38 protein-coding genes are annotated in these 26,556 nt (G+C 48.6%); 4 read left to right on the top strand and 34 right to left on the bottom strand.

Annotation, left to right across the window (positions count from 1 at the left end):
* Positions 1-11 precede the first annotated feature (11 nt).
* The 22 genes from QFX39_RS08255 to QFX39_RS08150 form a co-directional block, all read right to left on the bottom strand.
* Positions 12-458 (bottom strand): 50S ribosomal protein L19e, encoded by a 447-nt coding sequence (locus tag QFX39_RS08255; RefSeq protein ID WP_013295330.1) that lies wholly within the window; start codon positions 456-458, stop codon positions 12-14.
* Positions 459-566: 108 nt separating this feature from the next.
* A complete protein-coding gene (locus QFX39_RS08250; RefSeq protein WP_300479367.1) occupies positions 567-893 on the bottom strand; it encodes a 50S ribosomal protein L32e in 327 nt (108 codons plus the stop codon).
* Positions 894-906: 13 nt separating this feature from the next.
* The gene (locus QFX39_RS08245) at positions 907-1,440 is read right to left on the bottom strand and encodes a 50S ribosomal protein L6 (protein ID WP_300479365.1); all 534 of its coding nucleotides are present in this window, start codon (positions 1,438-1,440) and stop codon (positions 907-909) included.
* Between the two features lie 8 nt (positions 1,441-1,448).
* Positions 1,449-1,841 (bottom strand): 30S ribosomal protein S8, encoded by a 393-nt coding sequence (locus QFX39_RS08240; RefSeq protein ID WP_013295327.1) that lies wholly within the window; start codon positions 1,839-1,841, stop codon positions 1,449-1,451.
* A 14-nt stretch (positions 1,842-1,855) separates the two neighbouring features.
* On the bottom strand, positions 1,856-2,008 hold the full coding sequence (locus tag QFX39_RS08235) for a 30S ribosomal protein S14 (RefSeq protein ID WP_010875659.1): 153 nt from the start codon (positions 2,006-2,008) through the stop codon (positions 1,856-1,858).
* Positions 2,009-2,010: 2 nt separating this feature from the next.
* Positions 2,011-2,517 (bottom strand): 50S ribosomal protein L5, encoded by a 507-nt coding sequence (locus QFX39_RS08230; RefSeq protein WP_013295325.1) that lies wholly within the window; start codon positions 2,515-2,517, stop codon positions 2,011-2,013.
* Entirely contained in the window at positions 2,518-3,246 is a 729-nt protein-coding gene (locus QFX39_RS08225) for a 30S ribosomal protein S4e (protein WP_300479360.1), read from the bottom strand.
* 2 nt (positions 3,247-3,248) lie between these two features.
* Complete coding sequence (gene rplX, locus QFX39_RS08220) at positions 3,249-3,602, bottom strand: 50S ribosomal protein L24 (RefSeq protein WP_013295323.1); 354 nt, start codon at positions 3,600-3,602, stop codon at positions 3,249-3,251.
* Between the two features lie 9 nt (positions 3,603-3,611).
* Positions 3,612-4,010, bottom strand: a complete 399-nt coding sequence (locus tag QFX39_RS08215) for a 50S ribosomal protein L14 (protein ID WP_013295322.1) — start codon at positions 4,008-4,010, stop codon at positions 3,612-3,614.
* Between the two features lies 1 nt (position 4,011).
* Positions 4,012-4,332, bottom strand: a complete 321-nt coding sequence (locus tag QFX39_RS08210; protein WP_010875654.1) for a 30S ribosomal protein S17 — start codon at positions 4,330-4,332, stop codon at positions 4,012-4,014.
* Between the two features lie 10 nt (positions 4,333-4,342).
* The gene (gene rnp1 / locus QFX39_RS08205) at positions 4,343-4,624 is read right to left on the bottom strand and encodes a ribonuclease P protein component 1 (RefSeq protein WP_013295321.1); all 282 of its coding nucleotides are present in this window, start codon (positions 4,622-4,624) and stop codon (positions 4,343-4,345) included.
* Between the two features lie 9 nt (positions 4,625-4,633).
* Positions 4,634-4,939: a stress response translation initiation inhibitor YciH gene (gene yciH, locus QFX39_RS08200; protein ID WP_010875652.1), complete on the bottom strand. Its 306-nt coding sequence runs from the start codon at positions 4,937-4,939 to the stop codon at positions 4,634-4,636.
* 12 nt (positions 4,940-4,951) lie between these two features.
* Entirely contained in the window at positions 4,952-5,146 is a 195-nt protein-coding gene (gene rpmC, locus QFX39_RS08195) for a 50S ribosomal protein L29 (protein ID WP_013295320.1), read from the bottom strand.
* A gap of 46 nt (positions 5,147-5,192) precedes the next feature.
* Positions 5,193-6,011 (bottom strand): 30S ribosomal protein S3, encoded by an 819-nt coding sequence (locus QFX39_RS08190; RefSeq protein ID WP_300479345.1) that lies wholly within the window; start codon positions 6,009-6,011, stop codon positions 5,193-5,195.
* A 3-nt stretch (positions 6,012-6,014) separates the two neighbouring features.
* Positions 6,015-6,476, bottom strand: a complete 462-nt coding sequence (gene rplV / locus QFX39_RS08185; protein WP_300479343.1) for a 50S ribosomal protein L22 — start codon at positions 6,474-6,476, stop codon at positions 6,015-6,017.
* Positions 6,477-6,488: 12 nt separating this feature from the next.
* Entirely contained in the window at positions 6,489-6,899 is a 411-nt protein-coding gene (rpsS, locus tag QFX39_RS08180) for a 30S ribosomal protein S19 (protein ID WP_074358568.1), read from the bottom strand.
* A gap of 17 nt (positions 6,900-6,916) precedes the next feature.
* The gene (locus tag QFX39_RS08175) at positions 6,917-7,642 is read right to left on the bottom strand and encodes a 50S ribosomal protein L2 (protein ID WP_013295316.1); all 726 of its coding nucleotides are present in this window, start codon (positions 7,640-7,642) and stop codon (positions 6,917-6,919) included.
* A gap of 21 nt (positions 7,643-7,663) precedes the next feature.
* Positions 7,664-7,924, bottom strand: coding sequence for a 50S ribosomal protein L23 (locus QFX39_RS08170; protein ID WP_300479333.1), 261 nt, complete (start codon positions 7,922-7,924; stop codon positions 7,664-7,666).
* 21 nt (positions 7,925-7,945) lie between these two features.
* The gene (gene rpl4p / locus QFX39_RS08165; protein WP_300479330.1) at positions 7,946-8,710 is read right to left on the bottom strand and encodes a 50S ribosomal protein L4; all 765 of its coding nucleotides are present in this window, start codon (positions 8,708-8,710) and stop codon (positions 7,946-7,948) included.
* 12 nt (positions 8,711-8,722) lie between these two features.
* Positions 8,723-9,736: a 50S ribosomal protein L3 gene (rpl3p, locus tag QFX39_RS08160; RefSeq protein ID WP_300479327.1), complete on the bottom strand. Its 1,014-nt coding sequence runs from the start codon at positions 9,734-9,736 to the stop codon at positions 8,723-8,725.
* A 29-nt stretch (positions 9,737-9,765) separates the two neighbouring features.
* Entirely contained in the window at positions 9,766-10,566 is an 801-nt protein-coding gene (locus QFX39_RS08155; RefSeq protein WP_300479325.1) for a putative RNA uridine N3 methyltransferase, read from the bottom strand.
* Between the two features lie 320 nt (positions 10,567-10,886).
* Positions 10,887-11,519 (bottom strand): METTL5 family protein, encoded by a 633-nt coding sequence (locus tag QFX39_RS08150; RefSeq protein ID WP_300479322.1) that lies wholly within the window; start codon positions 11,517-11,519, stop codon positions 10,887-10,889.
* An 83-nt stretch (positions 11,520-11,602) separates the two neighbouring features.
* On the opposite strand from QFX39_RS08150, the gene QFX39_RS08145 reads away from it, so the two are divergent.
* Positions 11,603-13,078 carry an acetyl-CoA carboxylase biotin carboxylase subunit gene (locus tag QFX39_RS08145; RefSeq protein WP_300479320.1) on the top strand — a complete coding sequence of 492 codons (1,476 nt, stop codon included), beginning with the start codon at positions 11,603-11,605 and terminating at the stop codon, positions 13,076-13,078.
* A 4-nt stretch (positions 13,079-13,082) separates the two neighbouring features.
* On the top strand, positions 13,083-13,868 hold the full coding sequence (locus tag QFX39_RS08140; RefSeq protein ID WP_300479316.1) for a biotin--[acetyl-CoA-carboxylase] ligase: 786 nt from the start codon (positions 13,083-13,085) through the stop codon (positions 13,866-13,868).
* A gap of 51 nt (positions 13,869-13,919) precedes the next feature.
* On the opposite strand, the gene rtcA is transcribed toward QFX39_RS08140, so the two are convergent.
* The 6 genes from rtcA to QFX39_RS08110 all read right to left on the bottom strand — a co-directional run bounded on the left by rtcA (position 13,920) and on the right by QFX39_RS08110 (position 18,685).
* A complete protein-coding gene (gene rtcA, locus QFX39_RS08135; protein WP_367185389.1) occupies positions 13,920-14,924 on the bottom strand; it encodes an RNA 3'-terminal phosphate cyclase in 1,005 nt (334 codons plus the stop codon).
* Positions 14,925-15,075: 151 nt separating this feature from the next.
* Positions 15,076-16,212, bottom strand: a complete 1,137-nt coding sequence (locus tag QFX39_RS08130) for a TIGR03576 family pyridoxal phosphate-dependent enzyme (protein ID WP_300479313.1) — start codon at positions 16,210-16,212, stop codon at positions 15,076-15,078.
* Between the two features lie 16 nt (positions 16,213-16,228).
* Positions 16,229-16,747, bottom strand: a complete 519-nt coding sequence (locus tag QFX39_RS08125; RefSeq protein ID WP_300479310.1) for a TIGR00288 family NYN domain-containing protein — start codon at positions 16,745-16,747, stop codon at positions 16,229-16,231.
* A gap of 108 nt (positions 16,748-16,855) precedes the next feature.
* Complete coding sequence (locus QFX39_RS08120) at positions 16,856-17,122, bottom strand: hypothetical protein (RefSeq protein WP_300479307.1); 267 nt, start codon at positions 17,120-17,122, stop codon at positions 16,856-16,858.
* A gap of 170 nt (positions 17,123-17,292) precedes the next feature.
* The gene (locus QFX39_RS08115; protein WP_300479304.1) at positions 17,293-18,114 is read right to left on the bottom strand and encodes a DUF6282 family protein; all 822 of its coding nucleotides are present in this window, start codon (positions 18,112-18,114) and stop codon (positions 17,293-17,295) included.
* Positions 18,089-18,685: a FumA C-terminus/TtdB family hydratase beta subunit gene (locus tag QFX39_RS08110; RefSeq protein WP_300479302.1), complete on the bottom strand. Its 597-nt coding sequence runs from the start codon at positions 18,683-18,685 to the stop codon at positions 18,089-18,091. The genes QFX39_RS08115 and QFX39_RS08110 overlap by 26 nt, the downstream gene beginning before the upstream one ends.
* 167 nt (positions 18,686-18,852) lie before the next feature.
* Here QFX39_RS08110 and QFX39_RS08105 point away from each other — a divergent pair, with 167 nt between their 5' ends.
* The gene (locus QFX39_RS08105) at positions 18,853-20,670 is read left to right on the top strand and encodes a DUF2070 family protein (RefSeq protein WP_300479299.1); all 1,818 of its coding nucleotides are present in this window, start codon (positions 18,853-18,855) and stop codon (positions 20,668-20,670) included.
* A 44-nt stretch (positions 20,671-20,714) separates the two neighbouring features.
* Here QFX39_RS08105 and QFX39_RS08100 read toward each other — a convergent pair whose 3' ends face one another.
* Positions 20,715-21,008 (bottom strand): DUF5379 family protein, encoded by a 294-nt coding sequence (locus tag QFX39_RS08100; RefSeq protein WP_048176445.1) that lies wholly within the window; start codon positions 21,006-21,008, stop codon positions 20,715-20,717.
* Between the two features lie 132 nt (positions 21,009-21,140).
* On the opposite strand from QFX39_RS08100, the gene rqcH reads away from it, so the two are divergent.
* Entirely contained in the window at positions 21,141-23,096 is a 1,956-nt protein-coding gene (gene rqcH / locus QFX39_RS08095) for a ribosome rescue protein RqcH (protein ID WP_300479294.1), read from the top strand.
* Between the two features lie 7 nt (positions 23,097-23,103).
* On the opposite strand, the gene QFX39_RS08090 is transcribed toward rqcH, so the two are convergent.
* The 5 genes from QFX39_RS08090 to QFX39_RS08070 are packed head-to-tail and all read right to left on the bottom strand — an operon-like array spanning position 23,104 to position 26,455.
* Entirely contained in the window at positions 23,104-23,391 is a 288-nt protein-coding gene (locus tag QFX39_RS08090; protein WP_048176442.1) for a Zn-ribbon domain-containing protein, read from the bottom strand.
* Positions 23,375-23,743, bottom strand: coding sequence for a DUF2073 domain-containing protein (locus tag QFX39_RS08085; protein ID WP_160323323.1), 369 nt, complete (start codon positions 23,741-23,743; stop codon positions 23,375-23,377). Before QFX39_RS08085 ends, QFX39_RS08090 begins: the two co-directional genes overlap by 17 nt.
* 9 nt (positions 23,744-23,752) lie before the next feature.
* Entirely contained in the window at positions 23,753-24,373 is a 621-nt protein-coding gene (locus tag QFX39_RS08080) for an Era-like GTP-binding protein (RefSeq protein WP_048176708.1), read from the bottom strand.
* 19 nt (positions 24,374-24,392) lie between these two features.
* Positions 24,393-25,085, bottom strand: coding sequence for a metal-dependent hydrolase (locus QFX39_RS08075; protein WP_300479284.1), 693 nt, complete (start codon positions 25,083-25,085; stop codon positions 24,393-24,395).
* Entirely contained in the window at positions 25,085-26,455 is a 1,371-nt protein-coding gene (locus QFX39_RS08070) for a hypothetical protein (RefSeq protein ID WP_300479281.1), read from the bottom strand. Before QFX39_RS08070 ends, QFX39_RS08075 begins: the two co-directional genes overlap by 1 nt.
* Positions 26,456-26,556 lie beyond the last annotated feature (101 nt).

Below are 26,556 nucleotides of genomic sequence, written 5' to 3'. Positions count from 1 at the left end.
TCAGATCCCTCCTACCTGAGCATGTCGTGGTCCCGGGCATAGGTTTTCATGTAAGATTTGCTCTTGAAGGCTCCGCCCTTTGCCATCTTGTAGAGTTTACGATAGGTGCTCTTGTTTATTTCGCGGTTGTCCCTCATCTCCCTGAGGTCCTTCCTCAGAGCCCTTATCGTGGTCATCCATTCCTCTTTCCTTGGTTTTCTGGCGCCCTTAGCACCTTTTATGCTTCCAGGTCCTCTTCTTCTTCCCTTCTTTTTCTGCTGGGCTATCTTTTTTGACCTGTAACTGCTTATGCCCTTTTTTGGTTTAGCCTTTATTGCGCCGTCCTTTATTAGCTGCTTTACACCGTCCCTGGTTATTGCCCTTGAGACCTCGTCGATCCTCTCAGGGTCAATCCATATCCTGTTAACCCCTACTTTCAGTATGTCTGCAGCTAATCTTTTCTGAGTAGTAAGATTCATTCAAGAAACCTCCTTGTGTTCAGCAATTTGCTGATAGACCCGAAAAATCGGGCATCCCCTTAAAGTGTTTTCCCTGGACTGGAAAATAAGACCCCTTCCAGCCCCATTTTATGGATTCAGAACTTTTATGCCAAGTTCCCTTGCCTTTTCAAGCATGAGTGTCTTCTTTCTGGCACCCACAGTTGATGCTATCCTTGCAGCCTGTTTTTCAGGGTCCAGTTCCTCAAGTTCCCTCATGCTGGAAACAAGGATGTCCTCATATCCTGATGGGTGGAGACCCCTCTGGTCCCTTGGCTTCCTGTAGCCAATCGCAGGCATTGCAGGTTTGCCCTTTTCATATCTTCTCATTTTACTTGTTTTACCCCTGGGCCTCCTCCATTTTTCCCCCAGTTTTTTGTATCGGGCGTATTCCTGTCGTTTAAATTTTTTCCTCATCGAATCACCATCCCTACTCCTTGCTCACAAGGTATATGCCGTCCTGGAAAACCCTTGGGTCCCTTCCCTTAATCTTGGTGGCCTGTTCAAGGTTCGCCATTGTCTGTCCCACGTGTTCCTTGTTGATGCCTGTTACTTCAACCTCGTCGCCCTTGACCTGGACCTTTGTATCTCCCACTATCCTTGCAGTCCTTGGGTGGCGTTCCCCGAGGAAGTTCTCTATTAAAACCTTATCCCCTGCCACCTTCACACTCATTGGAAAGTGGGCATATACTATCTTCATGCGGTAGGTGAAGCCCTCGGTGACGCCCCTTATCATGTTGTTTATATGGGCTTTAACTGTCCCTATCATTGCCTTGTCCTTTTTCTTTGGGAATTTAACCTCAAGGACCACCTTATCGTCCTCAACGGCCATTGATATCTCTGAGTGGTTAAATTTTCGGGAGAGTTCACCCTTTGGGCCCTTAACCTTAACTTCACCATCAATGGTGATGTTAACATCCTCAGGGATGGGTATTTCTTCCCGGATCATAGCTGCTAGAACCATGTTATCACCTAGTAGACGTAAGCCAGCAGTCTACCGCCGATACCCCTGTCCTTGGCCTCTTTATGGGTCATTATTCCCTCAGGGGTTGATACGATTATTATCCCGAAGTTTTTAGCTGGCAGATATCTTTTCTCAAATTTCTCGAATTCGTCCTTCTTAACAGCGTGTCTGGGTTTTATAACCCCACACTGGTTTATGTTTCCCTCAAGTTCAACGATGAATTTTCCGGCCCTGCCGTCGTCAACGTATTCGAATTCCCCGATGTAGCCTTCCTTCTGCATTGTTCTCAGCACACGCCCTATGAGCTTTGATGCGGGGGTTATCCTGCACTTGACATTACCCCGTATCTCATTGTTCCTTATGTTGGTCAGGGCGTTTGCGAGAGGATCCATAAGAGTCACAGTAAACACCTCTTTCAGTTGTACTTTTTAAACCCGATTTTAGGTGCGAGTTCCCTGAAGCACTGCCTGCAGAGCATTAATCCATATCTTCTGACCAGGGCAGAGTGATCCCCGCATCTTGAGCATTTCCTTGATGCCTTTCCATATTTCCTTGGCAAAACAATCACCTTCAGACTATTTTAACCTGGAATTTTTCCTTCATGAAGTCGATTGCCTCTTCACGGCTGACCCTGTGCTTTTCAGGAACCTTTTTGCGCTGTATCCTTCGTCTGCTTATCCTGTGACCTGGCTTCTCAAAGGTTACAGAAAGGTTCATACCGAATATCCCTATCTCAGGGTCGTACTTCATTCCAGGTATGTCGATGTGTTCCTCGATACCCATTGAAACGTTACCGTATTCATCAAACTGGCTGGCCTTCAATCTGTTCCCTATTCCCTCAAGGAACATTCTGAGTACCTTTTCGGCCCTTTCACCTCGGAGGGTGACCTTGCATGCTATGGGCTGCTTTTTCCTTATACCAAACTCGGGGTTTGTGACCTTTGAGTGGGTCCTCACAGGCTTCTGGCCTGTCATCTCCTCAAGAAGCCTTTCAGCCCTTGCAAGCCTTTCACCCCCTTCACCGACACCTATGTTAAGGGTGACCTTGAATATCCTTACTTCCTCCATGGGGTTCATCTATTTACCTCCTGGAAGTGAGATCACTGAATCGTCCTTTCCAATGACAAACACGTAATCCTTGAGTGTGAGGAATGTCTTCCCTGCTTCGGTCTCAATGACCGCTGTGTTTGGCATTGATGATCTGGTTATGTTTATCTTCTTGATTCTTCCAATTTCACCTGTGTGGCGGCCCCCTGTTACAAGGCCAAGGCTGCCCTTCTCAAAGGGTATCCTCTCAAGGATTTCCTGTTCAGGCACCGCCAGCTTCACAACATCCCCCACGCGGAACTCGTCCTCTGAGAGGTAGTTGCGGCCGTCGTGGAGGTTGAGCTGGGTTTTTCCACCCCTGATGGTTGTCTTGTTAACTATCTTGCAGAGCTTGAAGCCCGCGTTCTCCTCACCAATGGGGTGTAAGACCAGCCTTCCCCTTTCATCAGGGAGAACCCTGTAGACCTCACCTGTGCGGGGTATGCTCACAACGTCCATGAAACCAACAGGGAATTTGTAGTTCTTCCTTGGCCTTCCGTCAACCAGGACCTCGCCGCTGTTTATGATCTTCCTGGCTTCCCTTGCATTGTCTGCAACCCCAAGGATGTCCCTTACAATGATCATCAGAGGTAATGATGCCTCAATTGCATGGGGACCCGGGGATGGCTTTACGGTCCACTTGTATTCCTTGGGATGAATGGGCCAGTGACTTGGTGATCTGAAACGTTTAAGGTGCTTTCTTGATGCCATTATCGCCATGTTTATCCCTTCCGTTCTAATATTTTCATTCTCTTCTCATCGTCAAGGTTGAGGTCAATTATTCTGATGTTTGAGGGGTGTATCGGGAAGTAAACTGAGGTTCCGTCCACCTTCTGTATTGTGGCGCCCTCAACGTAGACCCTGTACCTTTTGAGGTCCACCTTCTCCACCTTACCCTCGTGTCCCTTGAAGTCACCGCGGAGAACCTCAACCTTATCTCCCTTCCTCACTGGCAGGGACCTTCTACCGTATTCCTCCCTGAGTTCCCTGCTTAGGGCTGCGCTCATCATCTTGCGACGAGCGTGTAATGGTGCTTCATAAATGTATTTCCTCTGCTTTCTGGGTTGTTTTGACATTCTATCACCCTATACTATTATGCTGGCTGCACTTCCCACACTGGGCCACCTGTCTGCTGCTTCCTTTGCAACGGGACCCCTTATCTCTGAACCCTTGAGGACTCCCTCCGGGCTCACTATAACTGCAGCGTTATCCTCGAATTTCACCCTCAATCCGTCAGGTCTTCTGTATTCCTTTTTCTGTCTCACAACAACAGCGTTGAGGACTTCCCTCCTCATGTCCACTGTTCCCTTCTTCACAGAGACCACGACCATGTCGCCAACACCGGCTGCTGCGAGCCTCCTGCGAACACCCTTGTATCCTCTGACAGAGATTATCTCAACTTCCCTTGCGCCTGTGTTGTCAACACACTGGAGTCTGGCCCCTACAGGTAAAGCCCTTGTAACCTTGGATGCTATTGCCTTCATCTTACTCTTCCCCCTTCACCTCGACCACTACAAAGTTCTTAGTCTTGCTGAGGGGTCTGCATTCAGCAATTTTCACTGTGTCCCCTACCCTGACATCTATGCAGTCAGGTTTGTGAGCCTTTATCTTGGATTTTCTCTTTTCGTATCTCTCATATTTGCGTATAAATTTGTAGAAACTCCTTTCAACGGTTACTGTCCTTTCTGCCTTGTCACTGACGACAGTTCCTTCCAGTATCTGACCCCTCAATGGGAGGTCCCCGTGGAAAGGACAGTTAGGATCACTACATTTAGATTTAGGTTCTGGAACATCAATGCCGACCATTCTATCACCACTATGGTTTTCTAAATTTCTTCTTTATTCTCTCCTCAGGACGAGCTACCAGAGCTCCACCATCAATCTCAACCACTTCACCCTCTGGTGTTCTGAAATGGAAGACGGCTATTCCCTTTGGAACCGTTATCTCCCTGCCATCCTCCAGTTCAATTTTAAGGGTGTTCCTGGTTTCATCCACGACTCTTCCCGATATTCCCTGAATGTCCCTGTGAACACTCCTGGCTATTCTCACAGAAAGGCCAATAAGCTCATGTCTGAAAATGTTACGGGGGGTTATCAATGTAAACCCCTACCTTATCTCTATCGTGTCTGATGAAAAGCCCATATCCGCTAGAACTTCCTTGACCTTCTTCTTATGGTCCCCCTGAAGTTCTATCTGGCCTTTCTTGGCAGTACCTCCACAGGCACATCTTGCCTTCAGTATCTTTGTGAGCTCCTTTATGTCTATATCGTGTTCATCGATGCCCTCTATGATGGTCATCACTTTACCGAATCTTCGCCTCACTGTGTATACCTTTAATGTCTGAACTTCGCGTGCTATTTCCTCACAGACGCAAAGTTCCTCCGGAAGACCGCAAACATCGCAGATTTTCATTTATTTCTCCTTCTATTTTTCATTCATGATGGTGAGAACACGGGCTATTGTTCTTCGGATTTCCCTCATCTTGCCGGGGTTTTCATGGATCCCGGCAGCAGCGCTCTTGGAAATGTATCTGGCGTATTCTGCCTTGAGTTCATCCAGCTTCTTCTGGAGTTCCTCCCTATCCATTTCCCTTATCTCTTCGCTCCTAAGTATCGCCATTTCAATCCCTTTCTATTATTCACTGATATGAATCTGTCCATATATATTACTTTTCAGATTCTTCACCATCTGTGTCCTCTTTCTCTGTTTCTTCAGCTGATTCAAGGTCTTCCTCGAGATCCTCGACCTCTTCAAGATCCTCGATCTCCTCTATCTCCTCGAGATCCTCGATCTCCTCTATCTCCTCGAGATCCTCGACCTCTTCAAGATCCTCGATCTCCTCAACGGCTTCAACCTGTTCTGCAGGTTCTTCTGAGGGAGTTTCAGTTACTTTAGGAGCCTCTATTTCAACCTTGTCTGGAAGTACAACCTCAGGAGGCATTATGCGGACGTATACTCCCAGAACACCTGGTTTGAGCTGCACTGTTGCGAATCCTTCCTTGACGTGTTTGGTTGAGGGTTCGCCGCACTTCTTTATGTAGCCGTCTGTGAATTTGGCTGTGGCTGAACGGGCACCCCTTATCTTACCTGAGATGGTAACCTCAACACCCTGGGCACCTGCAGCCATGATCCTCCTCATTGTGGTGTATGCAACCCTCCTGAAGTGCATGCCCCTCTGGAGCATGGCAGCTATCTTGTGGGCCATTATGCGGGGGTTGAGTTCAGGCACATCAACCTCCTTGACCTCAACCTGGGGGTTTTCAAGGTTGAACTTGGTTTTGAGTTTCTGGGTAATTGCCCTCACCGTCTTACCGCCACGTCCAATTACCATACCTGGCCTTTCAGCGTAGACGACAACCATTGTACCCATAGGGGTGACCTGAACATCCATGCCACCGTAGCCTGCCCTTTCAAGTTCCTTTTCAAGGTATTCGTCTATCCTCGTCCTTCTGAGCCCTTCAACGACAAAATCTTTCTCTATCAAAATCTATGCCTCCCCCAGAACTATCTGAACGTGTGTTGTTGGTGTGTTGAATGGTGTAGCCCTTCCAAAGGCCCTTGGAATCCAGCCCCTTATAACTGGCCCGCGGTGACTGGATATGTGGACTATCCTGAGTTTCTCGGTGTCGAGTCCCTTGTACTCTGCATTGGCCTCGGCATTTTCAAGGACCTTCAGTATCTGACCTGCTGCCTTAACAGGGAAACGGCCGCTGGCCCATCCATTGAGGCCCCTCCTGTGGCCGACCTTCCGGTTGTATCTCTTGAATGCCACCGGCCTCTCCATCCTGATAACCTCTTCAAGGTATCTTTTGGCCTTCTCGAGTTCCATTCCCCGGATCTCCCTGCATATCTCCACAGCGTGCTTTGGTGAAATCTTGAGGTGAGTCGCTGAAGCCCTGGCTGTTTTTGACCTGTCTTCCTCTTTATAAGCGTATTTAACCTTAGCCATTGTCTAGTCTCCTTATTTAAGAGGCACGAACATTGAGGATCTTGTAGCTCCCATACCGGGATCTCCGTGCTCAACCTTCTTCCTTGTAGGTGCAAATTCACCGAAGTAGCAGCCGATCATTTCTGGCTGGATTGTGACCTCCACAAATTCGTTTCCGTTGTGGATGCCGAAGGTCATCCCAACCATCTCAGGCAGCACTATCATGTCCCTGCAGTGTGTCCTGATGACCGGTGGTCTTCCCTCAGTCTTTCCCTCTTTTTTTATCTTCCTTATCTTCTCAAGTACCTTCTTCTGCCTTGGTAGGAATCCCCTCTTGAGGGATCTCCTCTGCCTTGATGGGAACAACTTGATTACATCGTCAAGTGGCATCTCCTGCAGTTCTTCCAAGGTGTAGCCGCGATACCTAAATTCTTTACGTGCCAATAGGTCACCTCCTTTTTTTATCTCCTTTTCCCTGTTCTTCTGGCAGCTATTGAACCAACCTTCCTTCCTGGAGGAGCATGCCTTGAGACAGTTGTTGGCCTACCTGGGTGCTGTCTGTTTCCACCACCGTGTGGGTGGTCCACTGCGTTCATGGCAACACCCCTGACTGTAACTGACTTCTTACCCTTGGCCCTGAGGGCATGGTACTTCTTACCTGCCTTGAGGAATGGTTTCTCCCTTCTTCCTCCTCCAGCAACGACACCGACGGTTGCCCGGCACTGTGGGTTGAGTGCCTTGAGTTCACCTGATGGGAGTTCAATAACCGCCTTGTCAGCATCATGGGTGATTAGAGAAGCGTAGGTACCGGAGGACCTCACCAGTTTGCCTCCGTCTCCTGGTCTGTTTTCAATATTGTATATGGGTGTCCCCTCTGGAATTTCACTGAGTGGAAGTGAGTTTCCAGGTTTGACCTTTGCCTTTGCCCCGCACTCAATCTCTTCATCAAGCATTAAAGCCTCAGGTGCGAGTATGAGGTTCTTCTCACCGTTTTCAAATTTCACAAGGGCCACAGGGGCTGTCCTTCCAGGGTCGTGCATTATGTCAACGACCTTTCCCCTGAGACATCCGTCACTTTCAAGGGAGTCGTATGCACGGTATTTTATTTTGCCCTTGAAGCGGTGGGATGCACTTCTGTAAGTGGGAGTTCCCCTTCCTCTCCTCTGTGATATTAACCTTTTTCCCATCTGAATATCCTCCTGATTATTCTAGAATACTCCCAGTTTAACAGCTATATCCTCTGCACTGTGTTCCTTTGCCAGTTTTATGTAGGCAATCTTCTGGCCCCTTGGGGTTATCTGGGTGTTAACCCTCTCAACCTTAACTGCAAAGAGTTCCTCGAATGCCCTTCTAACATCCTTTTTTGTGCTTTTTCTCATAACCACAAATGCCAGCTCGTTGTTCTGGTCTATAAGGTTCATGCTCTTTTCTGTGACATGTGGCTTCATGATAACAGCATATGGATCCATAATTACACCGTCACCTAATTTTTACTGAAAGAGTCCCTCAAGTTTTTCTATTGCTGATCTTGTAAAGACGGTCAGTCTTCCAGGGTGGGTTCCAGGTGCGAGGAGTTCTGCGTTGAGGTTTTCCACTGTAACAACGTCCACACCAGGGTGGTTTCTTGCGCCCAGCGCAATACCTTTATCCTCGCTCACAACTATGAGTGGACCTCTGGGTGTCCTGTACTTCCTTCCCCTCATCTTTCCCTTTCCAGCTCTTATCTTTTTACCTTCCTTTGCCCTCACGATGTCGTCCATGATTCCGAGTTTCCTGAAGACTTCCCTTGTATCCGCTGTCCTTTTGATTGTGGAGAGTTCATCGTCAACCACCAGGGGCACCTGGGGCACATTCTCTATCCGGTGACCCCTTGCCTCCACAAGGTCCCTCCTGGCTGTTGCTGCAACAGCTGACCTTATTGCCAGTCTCCTTTCCTTTCTGTTTATCCTCTCATGGTAGTTCTTCTGTGGCCTCGGTGGGTGGGCCCTTCTACCTCCAACCGCCTGGGGAACGAAGGCTGCCCTTGAACCATTCTTTATACGTGGAACCATTGCAACACCGCGCCCGGCACCATAGGACTTGGCAGAGGTCCTTTTACCCGCCATTGGGTCTGGACCCCATGGCTGTACCCTCGCGGTCTGTGCTGATAGAACAGCCCTCTTTATCACGTCGGGCCTGAACTCCTCATTGAAAATTTCAGGAAGTTCCATTTCATCTATGGCTTCACCTTCTAGGGAATAAACCTTGATCTTCATTTTGAACCACTCTTATACTCCTTGTTTTGATGCTGTGCTGATGTAGTTTATCTGGGGTGCCTCTTCCTGCTTACCTGCAGCCCTTATGGCCTTCCTGAGCACCACAAGCCTCTTTGTTGGGCCTGGAACTGACCCCTTAACCATTACATAATCGTTCCTGACAAGACCGTACCTTACGAATCCGCCGCTGGGGTTTACCTGGTCTGCCTCGCTGGCGTCACCGATCTTGAGTATCTGTTTGTTGTACTCGGTCCTCCTGTGGTAGCCCATCTGCCCTGCCTGTGGAACTGTCCACATGGTCCTTGATGGTGTCCATGGACCCAGTGACCCTATGTGTCTCCCCTTACTGCTTCTTGCAGCCTTACCGTACTGTATCCTTATACCCCATCTCTTAACGGGACCCTGGAATCCCTTACCCTTAGTCACGGCTATGGCATCAACGAAGGCTCCCTCGGAGAATATCTCTGATGCCCTCACATCCTTGCCGAGGACCCCCAGTGCGTATTCGAATTTCTCCTCAGGGGTCTTACCTCCAAGGCCGCACTCAAAGACCTCAGGTTTCTTTTTGGGCACGCTTGCAAGTCTGGGGTTTGTGTGTACAATAACCCTGACGTCTGCAACGTATTCCATGTTTGACCTTATCCTTTCGATTGCGGCCTCCTGGTCGTAGTCCTCTGCAGGTGGGGTGAGCTTCCTTCTGAGGTCGTCCTTTGTCTCGGTGGCCAGGACCTCTCCAAGGGTCTTAAGGCCCCTGCTTGTCTTTTCATAGGCCCTAACGGCCATCACGGTTAGGGGTGGGACCTCAAGTATTGTGACTGGAGTTGAAACCTCCATCCCCTCTGTAGGGGAATTTTTCTGGTTATCAACCATCATTACGTGGGTCATCCCTGCCTTGTAGCCTGCCAGGGCAAGAAGTCCAGGTTCATCCACCTGGGGCCATGACTTGACCCTGGGGGTTTCCCTTGCCGCCCTTTTTCTTGGACTGAATGCAACTGATCCTTTTCTTGGTTGATGATGTCTAGCCATTTAAGTTTACCTCCTTACATCATTCATATTCATTTTTCATCAATCTGAGTTAGCATATTGAATACTGAGAGAGTAGCTAAAACAGCCTCTTCAGTCCTTACAGTTTCTGTACACTGTCCTGGAATGGTGTTAACCCACACATCCGCATCGATCTCTGGTAATCCCTTGTAAGGACCGCCAAACAGGATGGCCACCCTGGGGGCGCCCTCCACCTTTGACTTTACTTCATCCAGAATAGAAGTAATGGGCGAAGCATACCTTGATGTTGCCACCACAACATCGGCATCCAATGTTTTCAGGCTCTTTGAGAGGCCCTGTTCGGTGCTCAGAACCTCATATCCCCAGTATATATCCTCTGGTTCATCTGGCTCTATCAGTATTTCCTTACCCAGCCGGATAACCCTGAAACTCATTACCCTATTTACGGTGAGTTTTTCCCTGCACAGTGCAAGTTTATCTGCGCCAATATCCACAAGAGTTCCTTTTTTTACCCTTTTGACTGTTAATCCCTGTCTGTATTCTCCAGCCACGGGTTTTCCAGTTGGGTGATGAGGAGTTCTCAGAGGTGGGAGTATACCCACATGTTTCAACTCCTTCATTATCGGGAAAACCTTCCTGCGAAGGTACTGGGGGGTATCCATATAGTTCAGGATATCCCTGATAAATCCTGCCTCTCCGTCTGCATCATCGTGATAGATCACTATGCGGTTAACCCCGAATATCGCTGCAGCCCTTCCAATAAGACCCACCTTGTAGGTCTTTATTTTGAGATCCCCTGTCTCTGCCGTCAGCGAATCCGGGATAAATATGGACAAATCTACTCTATTCATTTATTAATCTTTGTCCTAATCTTTTATAAATATTTCCACAATGCAGACTGGGCAAGTAAAACCACAGACCACATCGTATATCCCGTTATACAATGTGAGCGGATCCACCGCAGATTGCAATAGGTACTAAAAATTGTACAGTAACCATATTTAAAGTTTCCGCTGTAGGTTCCACACATGGCGCTGAAATTAATCCCATGCTTAAACTCCAGAGGCAGATCCTCAACCAGCAGCCACATGAACCGACAGATCACCCGAAAACAACCCTCACCATCACAACACCCACACCATCAACCAGCAAAAACCCCCAAACCGACGGATCACCCAAAAACAACCCTCACCACCACAACATCCACATTGGAGACCTCCATTCTGTGGAAACTGTAGGTGTGGCGTATCGGGAATTTAACAGGGAGTCTGTGGGTCACCCTCCCCCCCAGACCCTCATAGTAGCGCCTCACAAAGTCCTCAGAGCCTGCCATGTGGAATGAGTACACAACCCTCCCCATGGCTGATGCCGCCTCCATGAAAACCCTGTCGGCGCCCCTATCAGCCCTTTCCTGTGAACCAAAGGGGGGATTCTGGATTACGGTATCAACCCTCCCTGTGACCCTAACCAGATCCCCATGATCACGGATATCTGCCTCTATGAACTGGATGTTTCCCAGGTCCAGATCCTCAGCCACATCCTCTGCAACTTCAAGTGCAGCTGCATCTACATCCACACAGTAAACCCTCTCTGCGCCAAGAAGTGCCGCCCCAATGCCCAGGATGCCAGTACCGCATCCAAGGTCCGCGACGGTTCTTCCCTCAATATCCCCCATGGCCCTGGCTGCCCAGAGGACCTCCGCGGCCACATGTGCCGGGGTGAGGTACTGTTCAAGACCCGGGTCGGGGTTGGGGTGGGGAGGGATGCGTTCAAGAAGCATCTCAAGGTGTCTCTTTCTCCTCATGGTACCATAACTGAAGGTGGTAGACTTAAAAAGAGTTGCCCCAATATAATATATATGTGTTATAAATTTCAGGGTGCAGTCAGATGTTCAGCAAAATCCTCGTTGCAAACCGTGGTGAAATAGCAATAAGAGTTATGCGCGCATGCAGGGAGCTCGGGATAAAAAGCGTGGCTGTTTACTCCGAAGCCGATAAGAATGCGCTCTTTACAAGGTACGCCGATGAGGCATACGAAATAGGTAAACCATCCCCATCCCAGAGCTACCTGAGAATAGACAGGATAATCGATGTGGCCGAGGAAAGCGGTGCCGAGGCCATCCATCCAGGTTACGGTTTCCTGGCAGAGAACCCTAAGCTTGGGGAGGAGTGTGAGAAACACGGAATCAAACTTATAGGTCCCAAAGGTTCCGTCATCGAGGCCATGGGGGACAAGATAACATCAAAGAAACTCATGAAGAAGGCAGGGGTCCCTGTCATCCCGGGAACCGATAAGGGTGTGAGTGACCCGGACGAGGCCGCTGAGATAGCTGATTCAATCGGCTACCCGGTCATCATAAAGGCGTCAGCAGGTGGGGGTGGAATAGGCATGAGGACCGTCTACGAGGAGGACGAACTCATAAGGGCCATGGAATCCACCCAGTCTGTGGCGGCATCAGCATTCGGGGATCCAACGGTTTATATAGAGAAGTACCTTGAGAAGCCCCGTCACATTGAATTCCAGGTGATGGCAGATGAACATGGAAACGTTATCCACCTTGCAGACAGGGAATGCTCAATACAGAGGCGGCACCAGAAACTGGTGGAGGAGGCACCATCACCCATCATGACCCCTGAACTGAGGGAAAGGATGGGTTCAGCCGCAGTTAAGGCCGCCGAATATATAGGTTATGAGAACGCAGGTACTGTTGAGTTCCTGTATTCAAACGGGGACTTCTACTTCCTTGAGATGAACACCAGGATACAGGTTGAGCACCCAATAACCGAGGTGATCACCGGCGTGGACCTTGTTAAGGAACAGATAAGGGTCGCCTCAGGTGAGGAGCTCTCCTGCAGACAGGAGGACATAACAATAAGGGGCCATGCAATTGAGTGCAGGATAAATGCAGAGGACCCCCTATCAGATTTCGCCCCGAACCCCGGTAAGATCACAGGTTACAGGTCCCCCGGTGGAATAGGGGTCAGGGTTGACAGCGGGGTTTACATGAACTATGAGATACCACCATTCTATGACTCCATGATATCCAAACTCATAGTGTGGGGAATGGACCGTGAGGAGGCAATAAACAGGATGCGGCGTGCCCTCAGTGAGTACATCATACTGGGCGTCAGAACCACAATCCCCTTCCACAAGGCAATAATGAAAAATGATGCATTCCAGAGGGGAGAACTTCACACACACTTCGTGGATGAATACAGGCGGGGTATAGACGCTGAGATGCAGAAGATCGTCAAAGAGGACCAGGAGATGGTTGAACGCCTCCATTCAACATTTCTCCCATCAAAGAAGGTTGCAGCAATATCTGCAGCCATAGGAGCATACATGCACTCAAGAGGGGGGTGATGGTATGGAAGATTACTATGATCCATGCGAAGTTGAGGTAAAAACCAGGTACATAGGGCATGAATTGAAATGCTTCGATGAGGTGGACTCCACCAACAACGTGGCCAAGAGGATGGCAGAGGATGGCGCCCCGGAGGGTACAGTTGTAATTGCAAGGACCCAGTCCCGTGGAAGGGGTAGGCGGGGCAAACCCTGGATATCACCCCAGGGCGGGATATGGATGTCCATCATACTCAGACCGGAGGTTCACCCATCAAAGGCACCCCTCCTAACACTGGTCACAGGTGTTGCAGTTGCCAGGACACTGAAGGATGAATGTGGCCTTGATGTGGGAATAAAGTGGCCCAATGATATACTCATCGGAGATAAAAAGGTATGTGGAATACTCACAGAGGCCCATGCAAGGTTCAACACACTCGAATACGTGGTTGTAGGTGTTGGAATCGACACCAACGTGGATATCAGCCACTTCCCGGAGGAACTCAGGGAAGGGGCTACCTCCATTAAGAATGAACTCCAGAGGGACATAAAATCCAGTGAACTGATATCAAGGTTCCTTAAAAAGTTTGAGGAGGTCTATGATTCCTTCAAGGAGGGTAGAATGGATGAAATTCTAAGAGAATGGAGGAAGATGTCAAAGACCATCGGCAGACGTGTTGAAATAAGGAAGCAACTTGGTGAAATCGTCCATGGTGAGGCCATCGGCATCAACAGTGAGGGTGCCCTCATACTGGAACTGGACGATGGAACGCTCCGCAAAATAATATCCGGCGAGTGCATACACCTCTGATAGCGGCGGCCCTCCAGTTGCCGCCATTAACCTGATTTTTTGAAATACCCATCAGAGGGCCTCGATCATGGCTGGCCCCCCGTGTTCACCATCCACCCGGAATTTCCTTCCGGTTATCTTTTCTGCAAGCATTATATTGGTCTCCGCGTGCAGTGTAAGTTCAGAGGTGGCCACTCTTGAATTTCCTGCAATGGCCATGTAGGGGATGATCTGATCGCCCATGTACCTGTCAAGGGCTCTTCCAGATTCTATGAAGCCCAGGAGTTCCTCTGCGGCATCTGCCCCAACCAGTTCTGCCCTCTTTCCTGGTTTTCCCAGTGCAGTGGCACCGAGCCTTGTGTTGCCCTCAGCCCAGAGTGTGATGCCCGAGCCCCTCCCCAGTGAACCGGAGGCGTCCTCAACACTTATGTCCACATCGAGTCCTGTTCTCTCAAGGATCCTCCTTGCTGATTCCGCCTGCCTCTCAGCAACGTGAATCGGAAGGTTCCTGGAGTGGGAAACACCCCTTATACAGTGAATTTCAGCACTTTCAAGTACCAGAGGTCTGAGGGCGGATGGCTCAATAGTTACATTGACCACACCCCCACCCTCGGGATAGTAGCCCCTCTCAATTAACTCAAGTTTTGCGGTGTAACCCATCATACCAAGGATGGGGAGCGTCACCTCCCTGAGGTAGTCTGCTGTGGGTGCCCAGAGGACATCTGTGCCGCCCCTCACGGTTACATCCAGTTCACCAGTGGAGGCTGTGGAGGCTATCATTATGGCCTGGAGGACAAGTCCCGTGCTTCCAGCGGTTTTTATGTCAAATTCAAATTTCCCGCCACTAACACGTCCCGGTGAAAATTCAAGTTCCATTGAACCGAGTTCATCCCCCCTGAGTTTGCCATTGCTTATCTCTGCAATTGCCCTCACGGCAGTGAGGTGCTGGTGTGAGAGTCCCTTCATTGGCCTGCGGGCCCTGATATTGTATATCCTTATCCTGCGTGATTCCAGGGCTGCGAGGGCTGTGGATACCCTTACAACGGCTCCCCCACCCTCGCCCTCTGATCCATCAATAACTATCAGCCTGACACCTCCATAATAAACTCAGAATCGTTCAGATGTGCCCATTTTCAGTTTTTGTTCTAAAATTTAAGAATTCCATTTGAATAAAAAATTATTCCTGGCATTCAGAAACCATTCAGCGCATGAAGTCCCGCAAAAAACCTCATGAACCGAAGATAAGTTTCTTCATCATTTCCCTGTCCCTGATGATGCCGGAAAGTTTATCCACTGCGTCCTCAATTGCCCCCCTCAGAAGTTCAGGCTCAAGCCTCTCTGCGTCCCTTGATGACAGGTCAAACCTCAGTGTCTTTGATGCCCCGGGCATCCCCACAGCGGGTATGGTTATTATTCCATGGTCAGAAAGAAGCAGCATTGAAAGGGCCACACCGATTTCATCACCGCTGTATGTGGAATCATAGAGTTTCTCCAGTGAATCAGGTTTTATCATTATCCCTGTGGGTGTCTCCTCCACATTGAGGTCCCTTAGAGCCTCAAGAAGGTATCCCTTCCTTTCAAGGGCGTTGAGAATTTCAGATGGGTCGAAGCTCTCCAGTGCCCTCACCATTGCAGCGATGAGTGGTGGCTGGGCCTCAAGTCCGAACCGGTAGGCCCTTGATTTAACCCGCTCAACAAGGTCGGATCTTCCTGCGAGAAGACCTCCCCTTGGCCCGTGCATCAGTTTATCTGTGCTTGTGACTGCAAGGTCTGCTCCCAGGTCACATGCCCTCTTCTGGTTAAATAGAACCGTCCTCAGCCTGGCGCCTGATGCGTCATCCACAAGTACCGGTACCCCCTCCAAGTGGGCCCTTTCAATTACCTGCTGGAGCTCCGCCTCATCAACAACCCTGTGGTCCATTGTCGAACCTGTTACGACCACGAGAGATGTGTTTTCGGGTATATCCTCGGTGAAGTCATCTGTCTCATGGTACCTGGCTGCTGCCAGTTTGGTGCTTGCCGGGATGGATGGGTGGGATGGGAGTTCCGGGAGGTAGTGCACAACCATTGAATCAGGCTCTGCAAGTTCCAGTATGGATGCAAGTATTGCGCTGCTTGTCCTGTTAAAGGCAGCCACCATTTCGCCGCCCATGTGCTCTCTGCCAGCTATCTGGAGTCTCTCCTCGAAGACCGCCGGCCCCACGTACGTCTCAAGGAGACCAATATCCTCTACCTCAAGGGGAAAGCCCCCTGAAAGACCCGTGAGGTCATATATTCCCTCACGGCCCTCGCTGGAAATACGCTCCCCTATCATCTGGAGGGCGTGTTCCCTGCGCTTAACCTCATTCAGGTGATCATGGAACATCACATCACCCATTCAATCAGTTTTCCCCTGCAACATGTCCCTTCCTTGGTCTGCCATTCTCCGGTTTAAGGATTATGGCATGGTCCGCAGAATTCTGAAGTGCAGCACTGAAACCTGGCTCGGCACCTATCACAATTGTATCCTTACCATTTTCCTTTGCCTTGTTTATTATGGGTAGAAAATCAGCGTCGCGTGTCATAAGGGCTATTATATCAATATTAGGGTTGTATATCAGTTCCATGGCCTCAACAGCCATGTAGACATCTGTATCTCCAGCCACGACAATTGGGGTAAAGCCCTGGTTCACAATGGCCTCTATCAGTTTATCAGAGGCGTACTGGTTCAGAAGAACCTTTCCAACACGCATATTCCCGTATTCAGACATTATCTTTCTTACAAGGTCCAGGTTCAGACTGAATTCCTTTCTGAGCATGTTCGGCCCATCCACAAGAAGGCCAATGTTTTTTTCACCGCCCTCCTTTTTCTTGATGGGAATGTATTCCTTAAGGGAAGTCAGTTTTTCAAAACTTCGCATGGTATTGAATCCTCCACTAAAAAAATTTAATCATAATAATTATTGATGTTATTATAAATAAAGTTAAAGTTTCTTAAAGGCGGGGGAGTCACCCCGAAAATCCCCGGATTATTCTATCTCAAGGGATAGTTCATCCTCAAAGAGTTCCCTTACAACCTCAAGGGATTTATCGTTGAGCTGTGTGATGGCACCCTCACCGCCCTCATTGTAGTAGTAGTCTGCGTTCACTATTCTGCCCTCATCATTGAGGTAAAGGAAAAGCCCGTCATAGTACCTTTCAGGGTTGCCTGATGGGAGAAATATCTCAATCCTCACAAGGATTTCGGAACCACATATGTTGTTATAGAAGTTCTCACGTTCATCATCATTCTTCAAAAGTTTTTTAAATTGATTTATTCTCTTTTTAAGCTCCTTTTCAATCTTTTTATCGGACATCATATCACTCGCGCAGTTATAAAGGTTGATTTCACCCTTAATCCAATTTCTCATATATAATTTTTGATAGCAGAAAGATAACGTTAATAAAGCTGATTTTCTTAAAAACGTCAGGATATCAGTTCAAGGGGGTTATCCCGGCACATCATCGTTATATCTGAGTGAGAAAATCCATGTTTCTTCATCAGGTATATGAACTGCTTCATGCCTACAATGGGGGATGGATTGTGACCCTGCCCGAAGTCAGTAGCCATTATGCACCTTTCCGCACCAACATACCTCACAGATTCAACTATGCGTTCAAAGTCAAGCCCATCATGGCGGGGCATGCAGGCCACAAGGCAGTGCTCAAGGTAAGCCCGCCTTGACATCTCCCTCTGCTCCTCCAGGGTGGCACCCACAACACCCGTCAGTGGATGGTTGATGATAATTTTACCGACACCATAATCTGCAGCAAGGTCAAGCACATGGAATATCTCAGGGGGCTTCAGGTGTCCAGTTCCCAGGATCATGTCATGTTCAGCAACAGCAGCAATAACACCATCAAGGTCACCCTCAGCCCTCCCCACCGAGACCGTGGGTAACCAGACGAACCTTCCGCCCATCATGGCGGCGGCATGGACCGCATCCGGGTTGAGGCCCCCCACCGACGTGTTCAGTGTAACGCCCCCAATGACCCTCATCCCTGTAACCTCAGAGGTCAGTGCAGCCCTCCCTGAGGTGGGTTCGGTGTGACTCTTTATCACAACAGCCTCCATACCCTCCCTGAGTGCGGCGGAAGCAAGTTCAATGTCATTCATGAATCTATCCCTCACATCCGGGGCTGTGTGGATATGGGTGTCCACAAGTCCCTCAAGTTTAATGTGCTCCGAGAGGCTGAAGTCAAACATTCCGCTCACACACAGCTCAATCGAGTATCCTCTGGACCTCAAGGTCGTATTCATCATCTGAGGTTTCATAGAGGCTTCTGCCATCGGCGTCCATGGCAACTATGAGGGGCCCGAAGTCCTCAACCTCCAGCTCCCATACCGCCTCAGGCACACCCAGGTCCAGCCAGTGCACTGCGGCTATACCCTTAACTGCCGAGCCATAGAGTGCCGCGCAGCCCCCCACCGCTGCAAGGTAAACAGCGCCTTTTTTTCTCAGGGCATTCCTGGTTCTATCATCCATTCCACCCTTACCTATAACCGCCCTCACACCCATCTCTATAACCTCTGGCTGGAAGGGGTTCATTCTCCCGCTTGTGGTGGGCCCCACAACCACAAGCTGTGCAGGGGGTTCAGTTATCGACTCAGCGCTGATATCAGGTTCCCCCTCAAACCTTATTATGGGTCCCGCATGGAAGATCACAGAGCCCTCAATATCAAAGGGGGCTCCCCTCTCAATTATCCTTTTATGGGCCCTGTCACGGGCCGTGAATATTTTTCCTGTGATGTAAACGATGTCACCAGCTTTAAGTTGGGTTACCTCATCTGAAAGTGGTGTTTTAAGTTTTATTTCCATGTTCTCCCTTCCTGTATAGAGTTAAATGTGTACTGAAGAATGACACTGGTTATCAGTTAGATTTAAACTCCAGAGCATCCAAGAGTTGTGCTGCTGAATAAATTTAATATGGATCAAATTTTTAAATATCTTTCTCCAGTGGATCCCAGAACTTGTTGAGGTAGAATATGTCAAGCACAAAGAATGTGACTGATCTTTCAAAGTACATCATGACCCTCCCAAAAACCGAAATATCACTCCTCTCAATGATATTTATAAGCTTCGTTGTGGGTGCTGTGGGGTTTATCATCGATATGGTCCCCGGGACAAGCGTACTCCATGACATACTCTATGGGGGCACCAATGGGGTGCTTGTCCTTGGATTTTCATCAATAATGGCCGGTGCCATCACCCAGCCATGGGTCAACTCGCTGGGTGGTAGAAGGATGAAGATGAAGCAGTCCATGTTCCTGGCATTCTTCTCCATGATGATCTTCTCCCTCATCTACCTTGGGGGGTGCCTGGCATCATCCCTGCTGCACACAGACCTTATACTAAACTCCATAATACTCGCCTCTGCTGTTATATTCGCCTTCCGCCTCCTGGTGATCTGGGGAACCTCAAACATAAGCTTCACAAATTCAACTCTGATATCCTCTGTACAACCAGTTCTCATAGTTAGCATGAACATCGTTGTGGCATTCCTGAGCCTCGCCACAAACATTGGATACTTCAGTGTGATAGGATTTTTGCTGAAGATACTTGTCGCCTCAGCAATGCTCATACTTGCCATCTACTCATTTGTCATGGTGGTTGAGTCACCCATGAGAAAGAACCTTGGGGTCGGCTCACTGGAGTTCCTGAGCCTCTTTCTCTCACATATAACCGAGGATTCGCCGGAACTTGAAAGCATCTTCAGTGAGATCGGTGAACCCGTGGATACACTTGCAGGTGTGGTGGCATTTCAGAGGGGCTCCGATATAAAGGCCCTCTTCATAAGCCCCTCTGTACACCCGGGTCCAATAGGTACCATAGGCGGTGCCAACATGCCCACCATACTCTCTGAGAGATTTGATACATTCACCATGGTGGCCCATGGACCTTCAACCCATGACTTCAACCCGGTATCCGTGAGGGAACTGGAAAAGGTTGAGGGTGCTGTCAGGGAGGCACTTGATGGTATGGAGTACCATGAGGGCGCCAGTAAATTCAGGAGATACACCAGAAACAGCGCCACCATCGGGGTCCAGTTCCTCGGTGATGGCATGCTGATCCTTGCAACAATGGCTCCCAATGGATTTGATGACATAGAATTTGGTGTGGGGCTTTCAATGATGAACCTTGCAGGGGGCCGCTGCGGATCAAAAAATGTGGTTGTTGTGGACTGTCACAACTCATTCCAGGGCGAAACAGGCCGGATACTTGCAGGTAACCCTGAAATGTTCGACCTACTTGATGCTGTGGACTCCATTGAGTGCCCTCCACGCCGTCATAAGTTGAGGGTTGGCTGTGCCCAGAGGAAAATGGATGGCCTCTCAAAGGAGGATGGTATTGGCCAGAGCGGAGTTATGGTCATGGTGGTTGAGGCCGGAGAACAGAGGACCGCCTACGTGCTCCTTGACGCCAATAACATGGTCATGGGCTTCAGGGATGAGATACTGGAGGAAATCCTGAAGCTGGACATAGATGAAGCCGAGGTGATGACAACTGACACCCACTTTGTGAACACCCTTTCAGGAGGCCACAACCCCATCGGAAAACACAGAAGGGATGATATCATAGAGGAGATCAAAAAGGCGGTTTCAGAGGCTGTTGATGACCTTGAGGAGGTGAGGGCAGGGTGCCGGGTCGTCAGAATAAGGGGTCTGAATACCCTCGGCCCCACCAATTCAACGGAACTCGTATCAACCATAAGTTCAATCGTTGCTGTGAGCCGTGTGATAGCCCCCCTCATATTCGTACTTGCACTTATATTCGTCTTTGCCTGGATATTCTACTGGGCCTGAAAAAAGAGGAATCCATAGAGTTATGGTGGTTGAAAAAGAGGAATTTATGGGGTTATTGTGGTTGAGGTTATCAGGATTGCCCATACAACGAACCAGATGAAGAGAAATGGCACTATACCGCTCCAGAGCCACCCCTTGAATCCCCCAACCTCTTCCTTACCGAACAACCTTTCTGCAATATTTCCAACAATCAACAGAATCACAAGGCCCGCGAAGGTGCCGAGTGCCTGATTTTTTCCAAGAACTGCTATTGAACCATTTGAAAGGTAAAATGACACCACTGCAGCCACTATACCTGCAGGAACATGAAGGGCAGTCATTTTAGCATCAGTATCCATATTAAAACCTCCAGAGAGTTTTTATTATCTTGATGGTCTTAAAACTTTTCCATCGAACCATGGAAAGATATTATTATACCATCATTAAATACTTAAAGCCGTCGGACTTCTGTTTCTTGCGAGGTGTTGAATATGAAGACAATGTCAAACGTTGATGTTTTTGCAGTTACCAGGGAACTCAATGATATTCTAAGTGGTGCCAGGGTGGATAAGGCCTATCAGCCCCTCAGGGACACTGTGATAATCAGATTCCATGTACCCGGAGAGGGAAGGGTGGATGTGGTTATGCAGGCAGGTGTCAGGATACACAGAACAGAGTATCCCCCTGAAAATCCAAAGATCCCCCCATCATTCCCCATGCTCCTCCGAAAGCACCTCAGGGGTGGAATCGTGAGGGAGGTCCGGCAGCACAGTTTTGACAGGATAGTGGAGATAGAAATCGAGAAGGAGCAGAAATACACCCTCGTGGTGGAACTGTTCTCAAAGGGGAACATAATACTCCTTAACCAGGAGGGTGAGATAATACTGCCCCTTAAACGAAAAACCTGGAGTGACCGTCGAATAGCGTCCCGTGAAAGGTATGAGTACCCCCCATCAAGGGGCCTCCACCCCCTCAGATATGAGATAGGTGAACTTGAGGAGATGCTGAAAAACTCAGACACCGACCTCATAAGGACCCTTGCAAGAAACGGGTTTGGGGGTCTCTATGCAGAGGAGATCATCCTGAGGTCCGGTCTCGACAAGAAAAGGGCAGCCAGCACCCTGAGCAGAGATGAGATAGAAAAAATCGACTCTGCAATAAATGAACTCTTCAAGCCGCTGAGGGACCTCAAATTCAACCCCCACATCATAAAGAATGGTGAGGGTGACGTGCTCCCCATTGAACTCATGGTGTACCGTGATAGGGAGAGGGAGTACTTTGAAACCTTCAACGAGGCTGCAGACGAGTTCTTCAGTTCAATATTCAGGGAGGAACTCAGGAAGGTCCATGAGGCTGAGTGGGAGAAAGAAGTTGAGAAATTCAGAAAGCGACTCAGAATACAGAGGGAGACCCTCCAGAAATTCCAGGACACAATAGATACCTCAACAAGAAAGGGTGACCTCCTCTATGCACACTACTCAGCCATTGAGGATGTGCTAAGAACAATAAGGGACGCCCGTGAAAAATACTCCTGGAAGGAAATACGGAAGATAATAGCTGATGCCCGCAGTAAGGGAATGGTGGAGGCCCAGATGATCCAGGAGATCGATGGGATGGGAAACATGACACTCCTTATTGACGGTGAAAGGATAAGGATTGACCCGAAACTGGGGGTTCCAGAGAATGCAGAGGTTTACTATGAAAAGGCCAAGAAAGCCAAAAGGAAAATAAAGGGTGTGCTCCAGGCAATCGAGAAAACAGAGAAAGAAATTGAGAGGGTTGAGAAGAGAAGGGACGATGCCCTCAGAAACATCATGGTCCCCCAGAAAAGGGTTAAAAGGAAACTCCGCTGGTTTGAAAAATTCCGCTGGTTCGTCTCATCAGACGACTTCCTTGTAATTGGGGGAAGGGACGCCGGGACCAATGAGATGGTGGTGAAGAGGCACATGGAGCCAAGGGACATATACCTCCACTCGGATATCCATGGGGCCCCATCGGTGGTTATAAAAAGTGAGGGCCGTGAGGTACCAGAAACAACCATTCAGGAAGCCGCGGTTTTTGCAGCGTCATTTTCAAGTGCATGGACGAGGGGTTTCACGTCCCTGGATGTCTACTGGGTTCACCCCGAGCAGGTTTCAAAGACTCCCAGGTCCGGGGAATTCGTCGCAAGGGGGGCCTTCATCATAAGGGGCACCAGGAATTACATAAGGGGCGTTCCCCTCAAGGTGGCTGTTGGTGTGGTGGACCACGATGGGGAAAGGGTTATGTGCGGTCCCCCGTCGGCGGTGAAAAAAAGAACAGATAATTTTGTTGTGGTAAAACCCGGTTACACCAAAAAAGAGGCCCTTGCAAAGGCAATAAAATCAAAAATTGATCCTGAGAATCTATTCCAGCTTGAGGACTTTGTAAGGGTCCTTCCACCTGGAAAGGGCGACATTGTTACATGAGATTAAGTTATTTAACCCTCCTCTTAAGGTTCTTCTTGAGCAGGAAGTTCAGGTCAATGAAGTATTTGCCCTCCTCATCAGAGACGATTATTGAGTCATCCTCAAGGAGGGATGTCAGGTTAACCTCATATATACCGTTCTTCCTGACCATTATGGTCTCAATGGGGTCCCCCACAGGTTCAGGGTCCCTCCTGTCGGCCACATACCTGAAGTACCTGCTTCCACATTTTGGACATCCATTCTTTAGTTCCTCTGAAGACCTGAACTTCTCCCCGCACTTAATGCACTGATGCACCTGAATCACCGATCTCTGCAATCATTGAGAGGAAGTTTGACTTCCTCTTGACTGTTCGCATGACATTGGCAGGTCCTATTATGGTGAGTCCAACTGTCCTTCTCTTTGAGAGTCCCAGAAATGCCTTCTCATCCTTTTCAAGTGTATATATGTCTATTCCCACAAAGTTCTCAACGTCGATCTCTCTCATGGTGGTCTCTATGAGTTCAGCCTCCTCTGAGGGTGAAAGACTTCCCTCCAGAACCAGTATGTCCCCATCCTTTACACGGTCTATGATCATTGAGATCTTTTCCATGCTGCTTTTATCCTCAAGAGCCTCTGATGAAAGAAAATCCATTTTCAAGCCATCCATTTTAACCCCTCACCTGAATTTTTTAACCATCTGCATGTAAAGGTCCTCTGTGTTTTCACCGTGCAGTGCCGAGATAGGGACAACCGTATGCTGGGGGAAAACAGATATGATCCTCTCCGGAGATGACTCAGGGAGGTCTATCTTGTTTGCAACTATGAGGAAGGGTATCTTCCTCGCCTCAAGGTTCCCTATTATTGTTATATTCGCCTGTGTCAGAGGGTCCTGTGATGAATCCATGACAAGGAGTACACCGGTAACGTCGTCAAGCCATTTTATTGCCTCAATTATCCCCTTGGTGGCCTCCTTAGCCCGTTCCTTGGCCTCCTGCTCTGACAGGCCAAATTCAAGGAAGTTCTTGTAGTCAACCTTTGTTGCTATTCCCGGCGTGTCAATGATATCAAAGTCAAGCTCCGCCCCATCCCTCTCTATGGTGATTCTCTCCTGCTTGTACACCGTTCTTGTCTCGTGTGGTATCTCTGATGTCAGCCCAAGGGGTTTTCCAAGCCAGTCCTCACACATCCTGTTTGCAAGGGTTGTTTTACCGGAATTTGGGTGGCCGTAGAGTCCTATCTTCAGTTTCTTGTTTCTTCCGAGCAGTTTATCAAGGAAATTGGTGAAAAAATTTGCCATCCTTATCACTTCTTTATGATTAATCTTCATAGACTCCCCCAACCTCAAGGACAACGACCTCTGTGTCAGGGGAGGTTCTCCCTACCATCTCAACAAAGATCTCCGGGTCCTGTTCAATTACCGGGAAGGTGTTGTAGTGCATGGGAAACACCCTTTCTGGTTTTATCCATTCCACGGCGATGGATGCGTCCTCTGGACCCATTGTGTAGCGGTCCCCTATGGGTAGAAGTGCAATTTCGGGCCGGTAAATGGCACCTATAACATCCCTCATATCCGCGAACAGTCCTGTATCACCTGCATGGTACACCTTCCCCTCAGGGGTTTCAATGATGTAACCGCATGCGCTTCCACCTGATGTGACCTCCTCTGTGAAGTCTATATCTGAGGAGTGCTTGGCATCCACCATCCTTATGGTGACTCCATCAACAGAAACAGTTCCGCCGATGTTCATACCGTTACTTTCAAGCCCCTGCCTTCCAAAGAAAACCGAAAGCTCGTGGTTAGCTATCAAGATGGCCCCTGACCTGTCGGCTATTTCCATGGCATCGCCCAGGTGATCTGCGTGGCCATGGGTTACACAGATGATATCAGGGTCAAGTTCCTCCACCGCAGTGCTGCAGACAGGGTTGTTGCTTATGAACGGGTCTATGAGTATCTTTGTGTCATCTGATGTTATTTCAAATGCCGAGTGTCCAAACCACTGAATTTTCACTAAACTCCCTCCAGGTTGATTTCATCTGAAAGATTCCATGCCTCCTCAAAGAGTTTTTTAATTTCAGATATGGATTTCTTGTCCTTGTAGATAACACCAACCTCAAAACTCTCATATATCGGGTCAGTTGATATTATAAGTCCGTTCTTATCATCTGCAACCGCTGCAACGGTATGTATATGGGGCATGGTCCTTATCTCAACGTTATTGTCCATTAAGACCTTTATGAGTTCCACAGAGGCCTCATCATCAAGACTGGCCTCCTGTATTATCAGGCGGCTCTCTGTATCCATGAATTTCTTGAGCACCGAGACATCTATGTTCCTTATCCAGGGATACATGAGGACAACACTTTCTTCAGCAGCAGTTATGGTCTCCCTCATTGCATCCTGCACATCTGATGCATCAAATGACCATATTATGCTCGGCTCCCTTGTTTCAGCCCTTATCCTGTTTATGGCTCCCTTGAATGAATCCAGCCTGTCCTCGAGGAGGTCCTCAACATCATCCACATTTTCAATATATTCCTGCTTGAGTTTTTTTAGCCTCTCTGTCACGTAGCTGTTGTCTGTCTTTGAGGGTGTTCTTCTGACCGGGGCTGGTTTTACTGGTTTCTGTGCTTCCTTTTTAGGTGGTAGGCCCTTGCCCTTTTCAGATGCATCCTCCTTACCCTTTCTCAGTTTTGGAAGGCTGAACAGTCTTTTACGGGGAGATTTAGTGGCTTCGGTTTTAGAAACCTCCTCTGAAGTCATGTCAGGAGATTTCTTTTTGGGAACGGGTTTTATGGCCTTTTCAGGAGTGATTTTCCTGATAGGGGCTATCTTTGACGGCTCTGAAGATATGGACTCTGATGCCGATGACCCTTCAGTAGAGGATTTTATATCCTCTGATTCCTTCGTGGGTGTTTCGGCTGCGACCGGTTTGGCTCCAGCTGATGTTTCAGGAACACTCTTTTCCGAACCTTCATATTCCTTTTCTGGTTTTTCTTTAAGTACCGAAGGGATTCTCCTTTTTGGAGCCCCCTCAACAGCCTCAGGAGCCTTCAAAGTTGAACGCCCAACACCAACAACCTTCTTCTCAGGACTCCCCTCAACAGCCTCAGGAGCCTTAAAGGTGGGCTGTCTTTTAACAGGAGCCCTTTTAGCAGGTTTAACCTTCTTTTTAGGGGGTTTTTTCTCTGATGCAGCTTTAATAGATTCCAGGTCTATTCTTCCTGCAAATAGAAGGGTGATTATAAGACCAGGTACAAAGAGAATGAGACCCAGAAAGAACATGAAAATATCCGGTGGTGTCGCAAAGCCAAGGGACATGAAGTAAAGGCCAGCAAATATCATTAAGATTCCAGCAAATGTAACCAGTAAATATATCATTGAATGCCTCCCGCTCCCAGGAATTACTATGGTTTAAATTAATATCTTATTATCTGCATTCATTTATAAAAGGTTTTTTAGGGTGAAAGTTTATATGATCC

The organism is Methanothermobacter sp. (assembly GCF_030055425.1).
GTDB lineage: Archaea > Methanobacteriota > Methanobacteria > Methanobacteriales > Methanothermobacteraceae > Methanothermobacter.
The sequence above is the reverse complement of the archived record's forward strand: the minus strand, read 5'-3'. Positions and strand labels throughout refer to the sequence as shown.

What these genes read in the sequence shown, in the direction of transcription:
- QFX39_RS08140 (WP_300479316.1), top strand. Translation starts at nt 13,083, where the DNA reads ATGGAAGATTACTATGATCCATGCGAAGTTGAGGTAAAAACCAGGTAC.
- rpl3p (WP_300479327.1), bottom strand. Translation starts at nt 9,736, where the DNA reads ATGGCTAGACATCATCAACCAAGAAAAGGATCAGTTGCATTCAGTCCA.
- QFX39_RS08080 (WP_048176708.1), bottom strand. Translation starts at nt 24,373, where the DNA reads ATGGCAAATTTTTTCACCAATTTCCTTGATAAACTGCTCGGAAGAAAC.
- QFX39_RS08225 (WP_300479360.1), bottom strand. Translation starts at nt 3,246, where the DNA reads ATGGCGATAATGGCATCAAGAAAGCACCTTAAACGTTTCAGATCACCA.
- QFX39_RS08255 (WP_013295330.1), bottom strand. Translation starts at nt 458, where the DNA reads ATGAATCTTACTACTCAGAAAAGATTAGCTGCAGACATACTGAAAGTA.
- QFX39_RS08105 (WP_300479299.1), top strand. Translation starts at nt 18,853, where the DNA reads ATGTCAAGCACAAAGAATGTGACTGATCTTTCAAAGTACATCATGACC.
- QFX39_RS08070 (WP_300479281.1), bottom strand. Translation starts at nt 26,455, where the DNA reads ATGATATATTTACTGGTTACATTTGCTGGAATCTTAATGATATTTGCT.
- QFX39_RS08110 (WP_300479302.1), bottom strand. Translation starts at nt 18,685, where the DNA reads ATGGAAATAAAACTTAAAACACCACTTTCAGATGAGGTAACCCAACTT.
- QFX39_RS08210 (WP_010875654.1), bottom strand. Translation starts at nt 4,332, where the DNA reads ATGGTCGGCATTGATGTTCCAGAACCTAAATCTAAATGTAGTGATCCT.
- yciH (WP_010875652.1), bottom strand. Translation starts at nt 4,939, where the DNA reads ATGAAAATCTGCGATGTTTGCGGTCTTCCGGAGGAACTTTGCGTCTGT.
- QFX39_RS08250 (WP_300479367.1), bottom strand. Translation starts at nt 893, where the DNA reads ATGAGGAAAAAATTTAAACGACAGGAATACGCCCGATACAAAAAACTG.
- QFX39_RS08155 (WP_300479325.1), bottom strand. Translation starts at nt 10,566, where the DNA reads ATGAATAGAGTAGATTTGTCCATATTTATCCCGGATTCGCTGACGGCA.
- QFX39_RS08085 (WP_160323323.1), bottom strand. Translation starts at nt 23,743, where the DNA reads ATGGATGGCTTGAAAATGGATTTTCTTTCATCAGAGGCTCTTGAGGAT.
- QFX39_RS08100 (WP_048176445.1), bottom strand. Translation starts at nt 21,008, where the DNA reads ATGGATACTGATGCTAAAATGACTGCCCTTCATGTTCCTGCAGGTATA.
- rqcH (WP_300479294.1), top strand. Translation starts at nt 21,141, where the DNA reads ATGAAGACAATGTCAAACGTTGATGTTTTTGCAGTTACCAGGGAACTC.
- rplX (WP_013295323.1), bottom strand. Translation starts at nt 3,602, where the DNA reads ATGTCAAAACAACCCAGAAAGCAGAGGAAATACATTTATGAAGCACCA.
- QFX39_RS08215 (WP_013295322.1), bottom strand. Translation starts at nt 4,010, where the DNA reads ATGAAGGCAATAGCATCCAAGGTTACAAGGGCTTTACCTGTAGGGGCC.
- QFX39_RS08230 (WP_013295325.1), bottom strand. Translation starts at nt 2,517, where the DNA reads ATGAACCCCATGGAGGAAGTAAGGATATTCAAGGTCACCCTTAACATA.
- QFX39_RS08125 (WP_300479310.1), bottom strand. Translation starts at nt 16,747, where the DNA reads ATGCGAAGTTTTGAAAAACTGACTTCCCTTAAGGAATACATTCCCATC.
- QFX39_RS08170 (WP_300479333.1), bottom strand. Translation starts at nt 7,924, where the DNA reads ATGGATCCATATGCTGTTATCATGAAGCCACATGTCACAGAAAAGAGC.
- QFX39_RS08245 (WP_300479365.1), bottom strand. Translation starts at nt 1,440, where the DNA reads ATGGTTCTAGCAGCTATGATCCGGGAAGAAATACCCATCCCTGAGGAT.
- rpmC (WP_013295320.1), bottom strand. Translation starts at nt 5,146, where the DNA reads ATGGCGATACTTAGGAGCGAAGAGATAAGGGAAATGGATAGGGAGGAA.
- rplV (WP_300479343.1), bottom strand. Translation starts at nt 6,476, where the DNA reads ATGGCTAAGGTTAAATACGCTTATAAAGAGGAAGACAGGTCAAAAACA.
- rpl4p (WP_300479330.1), bottom strand. Translation starts at nt 8,710, where the DNA reads ATGAAGATCAAGGTTTATTCCCTAGAAGGTGAAGCCATAGATGAAATG.
- QFX39_RS08130 (WP_300479313.1), bottom strand. Translation starts at nt 16,212, where the DNA reads ATGTTCCATGATCACCTGAATGAGGTTAAGCGCAGGGAACACGCCCTC.
- QFX39_RS08145 (WP_300479320.1), top strand. Translation starts at nt 11,603, where the DNA reads ATGTTCAGCAAAATCCTCGTTGCAAACCGTGGTGAAATAGCAATAAGA.
- QFX39_RS08175 (WP_013295316.1), bottom strand. Translation starts at nt 7,642, where the DNA reads ATGGGAAAAAGGTTAATATCACAGAGGAGAGGAAGGGGAACTCCCACT.
- QFX39_RS08150 (WP_300479322.1), bottom strand. Translation starts at nt 11,519, where the DNA reads ATGAGGAGAAAGAGACACCTTGAGATGCTTCTTGAACGCATCCCTCCC.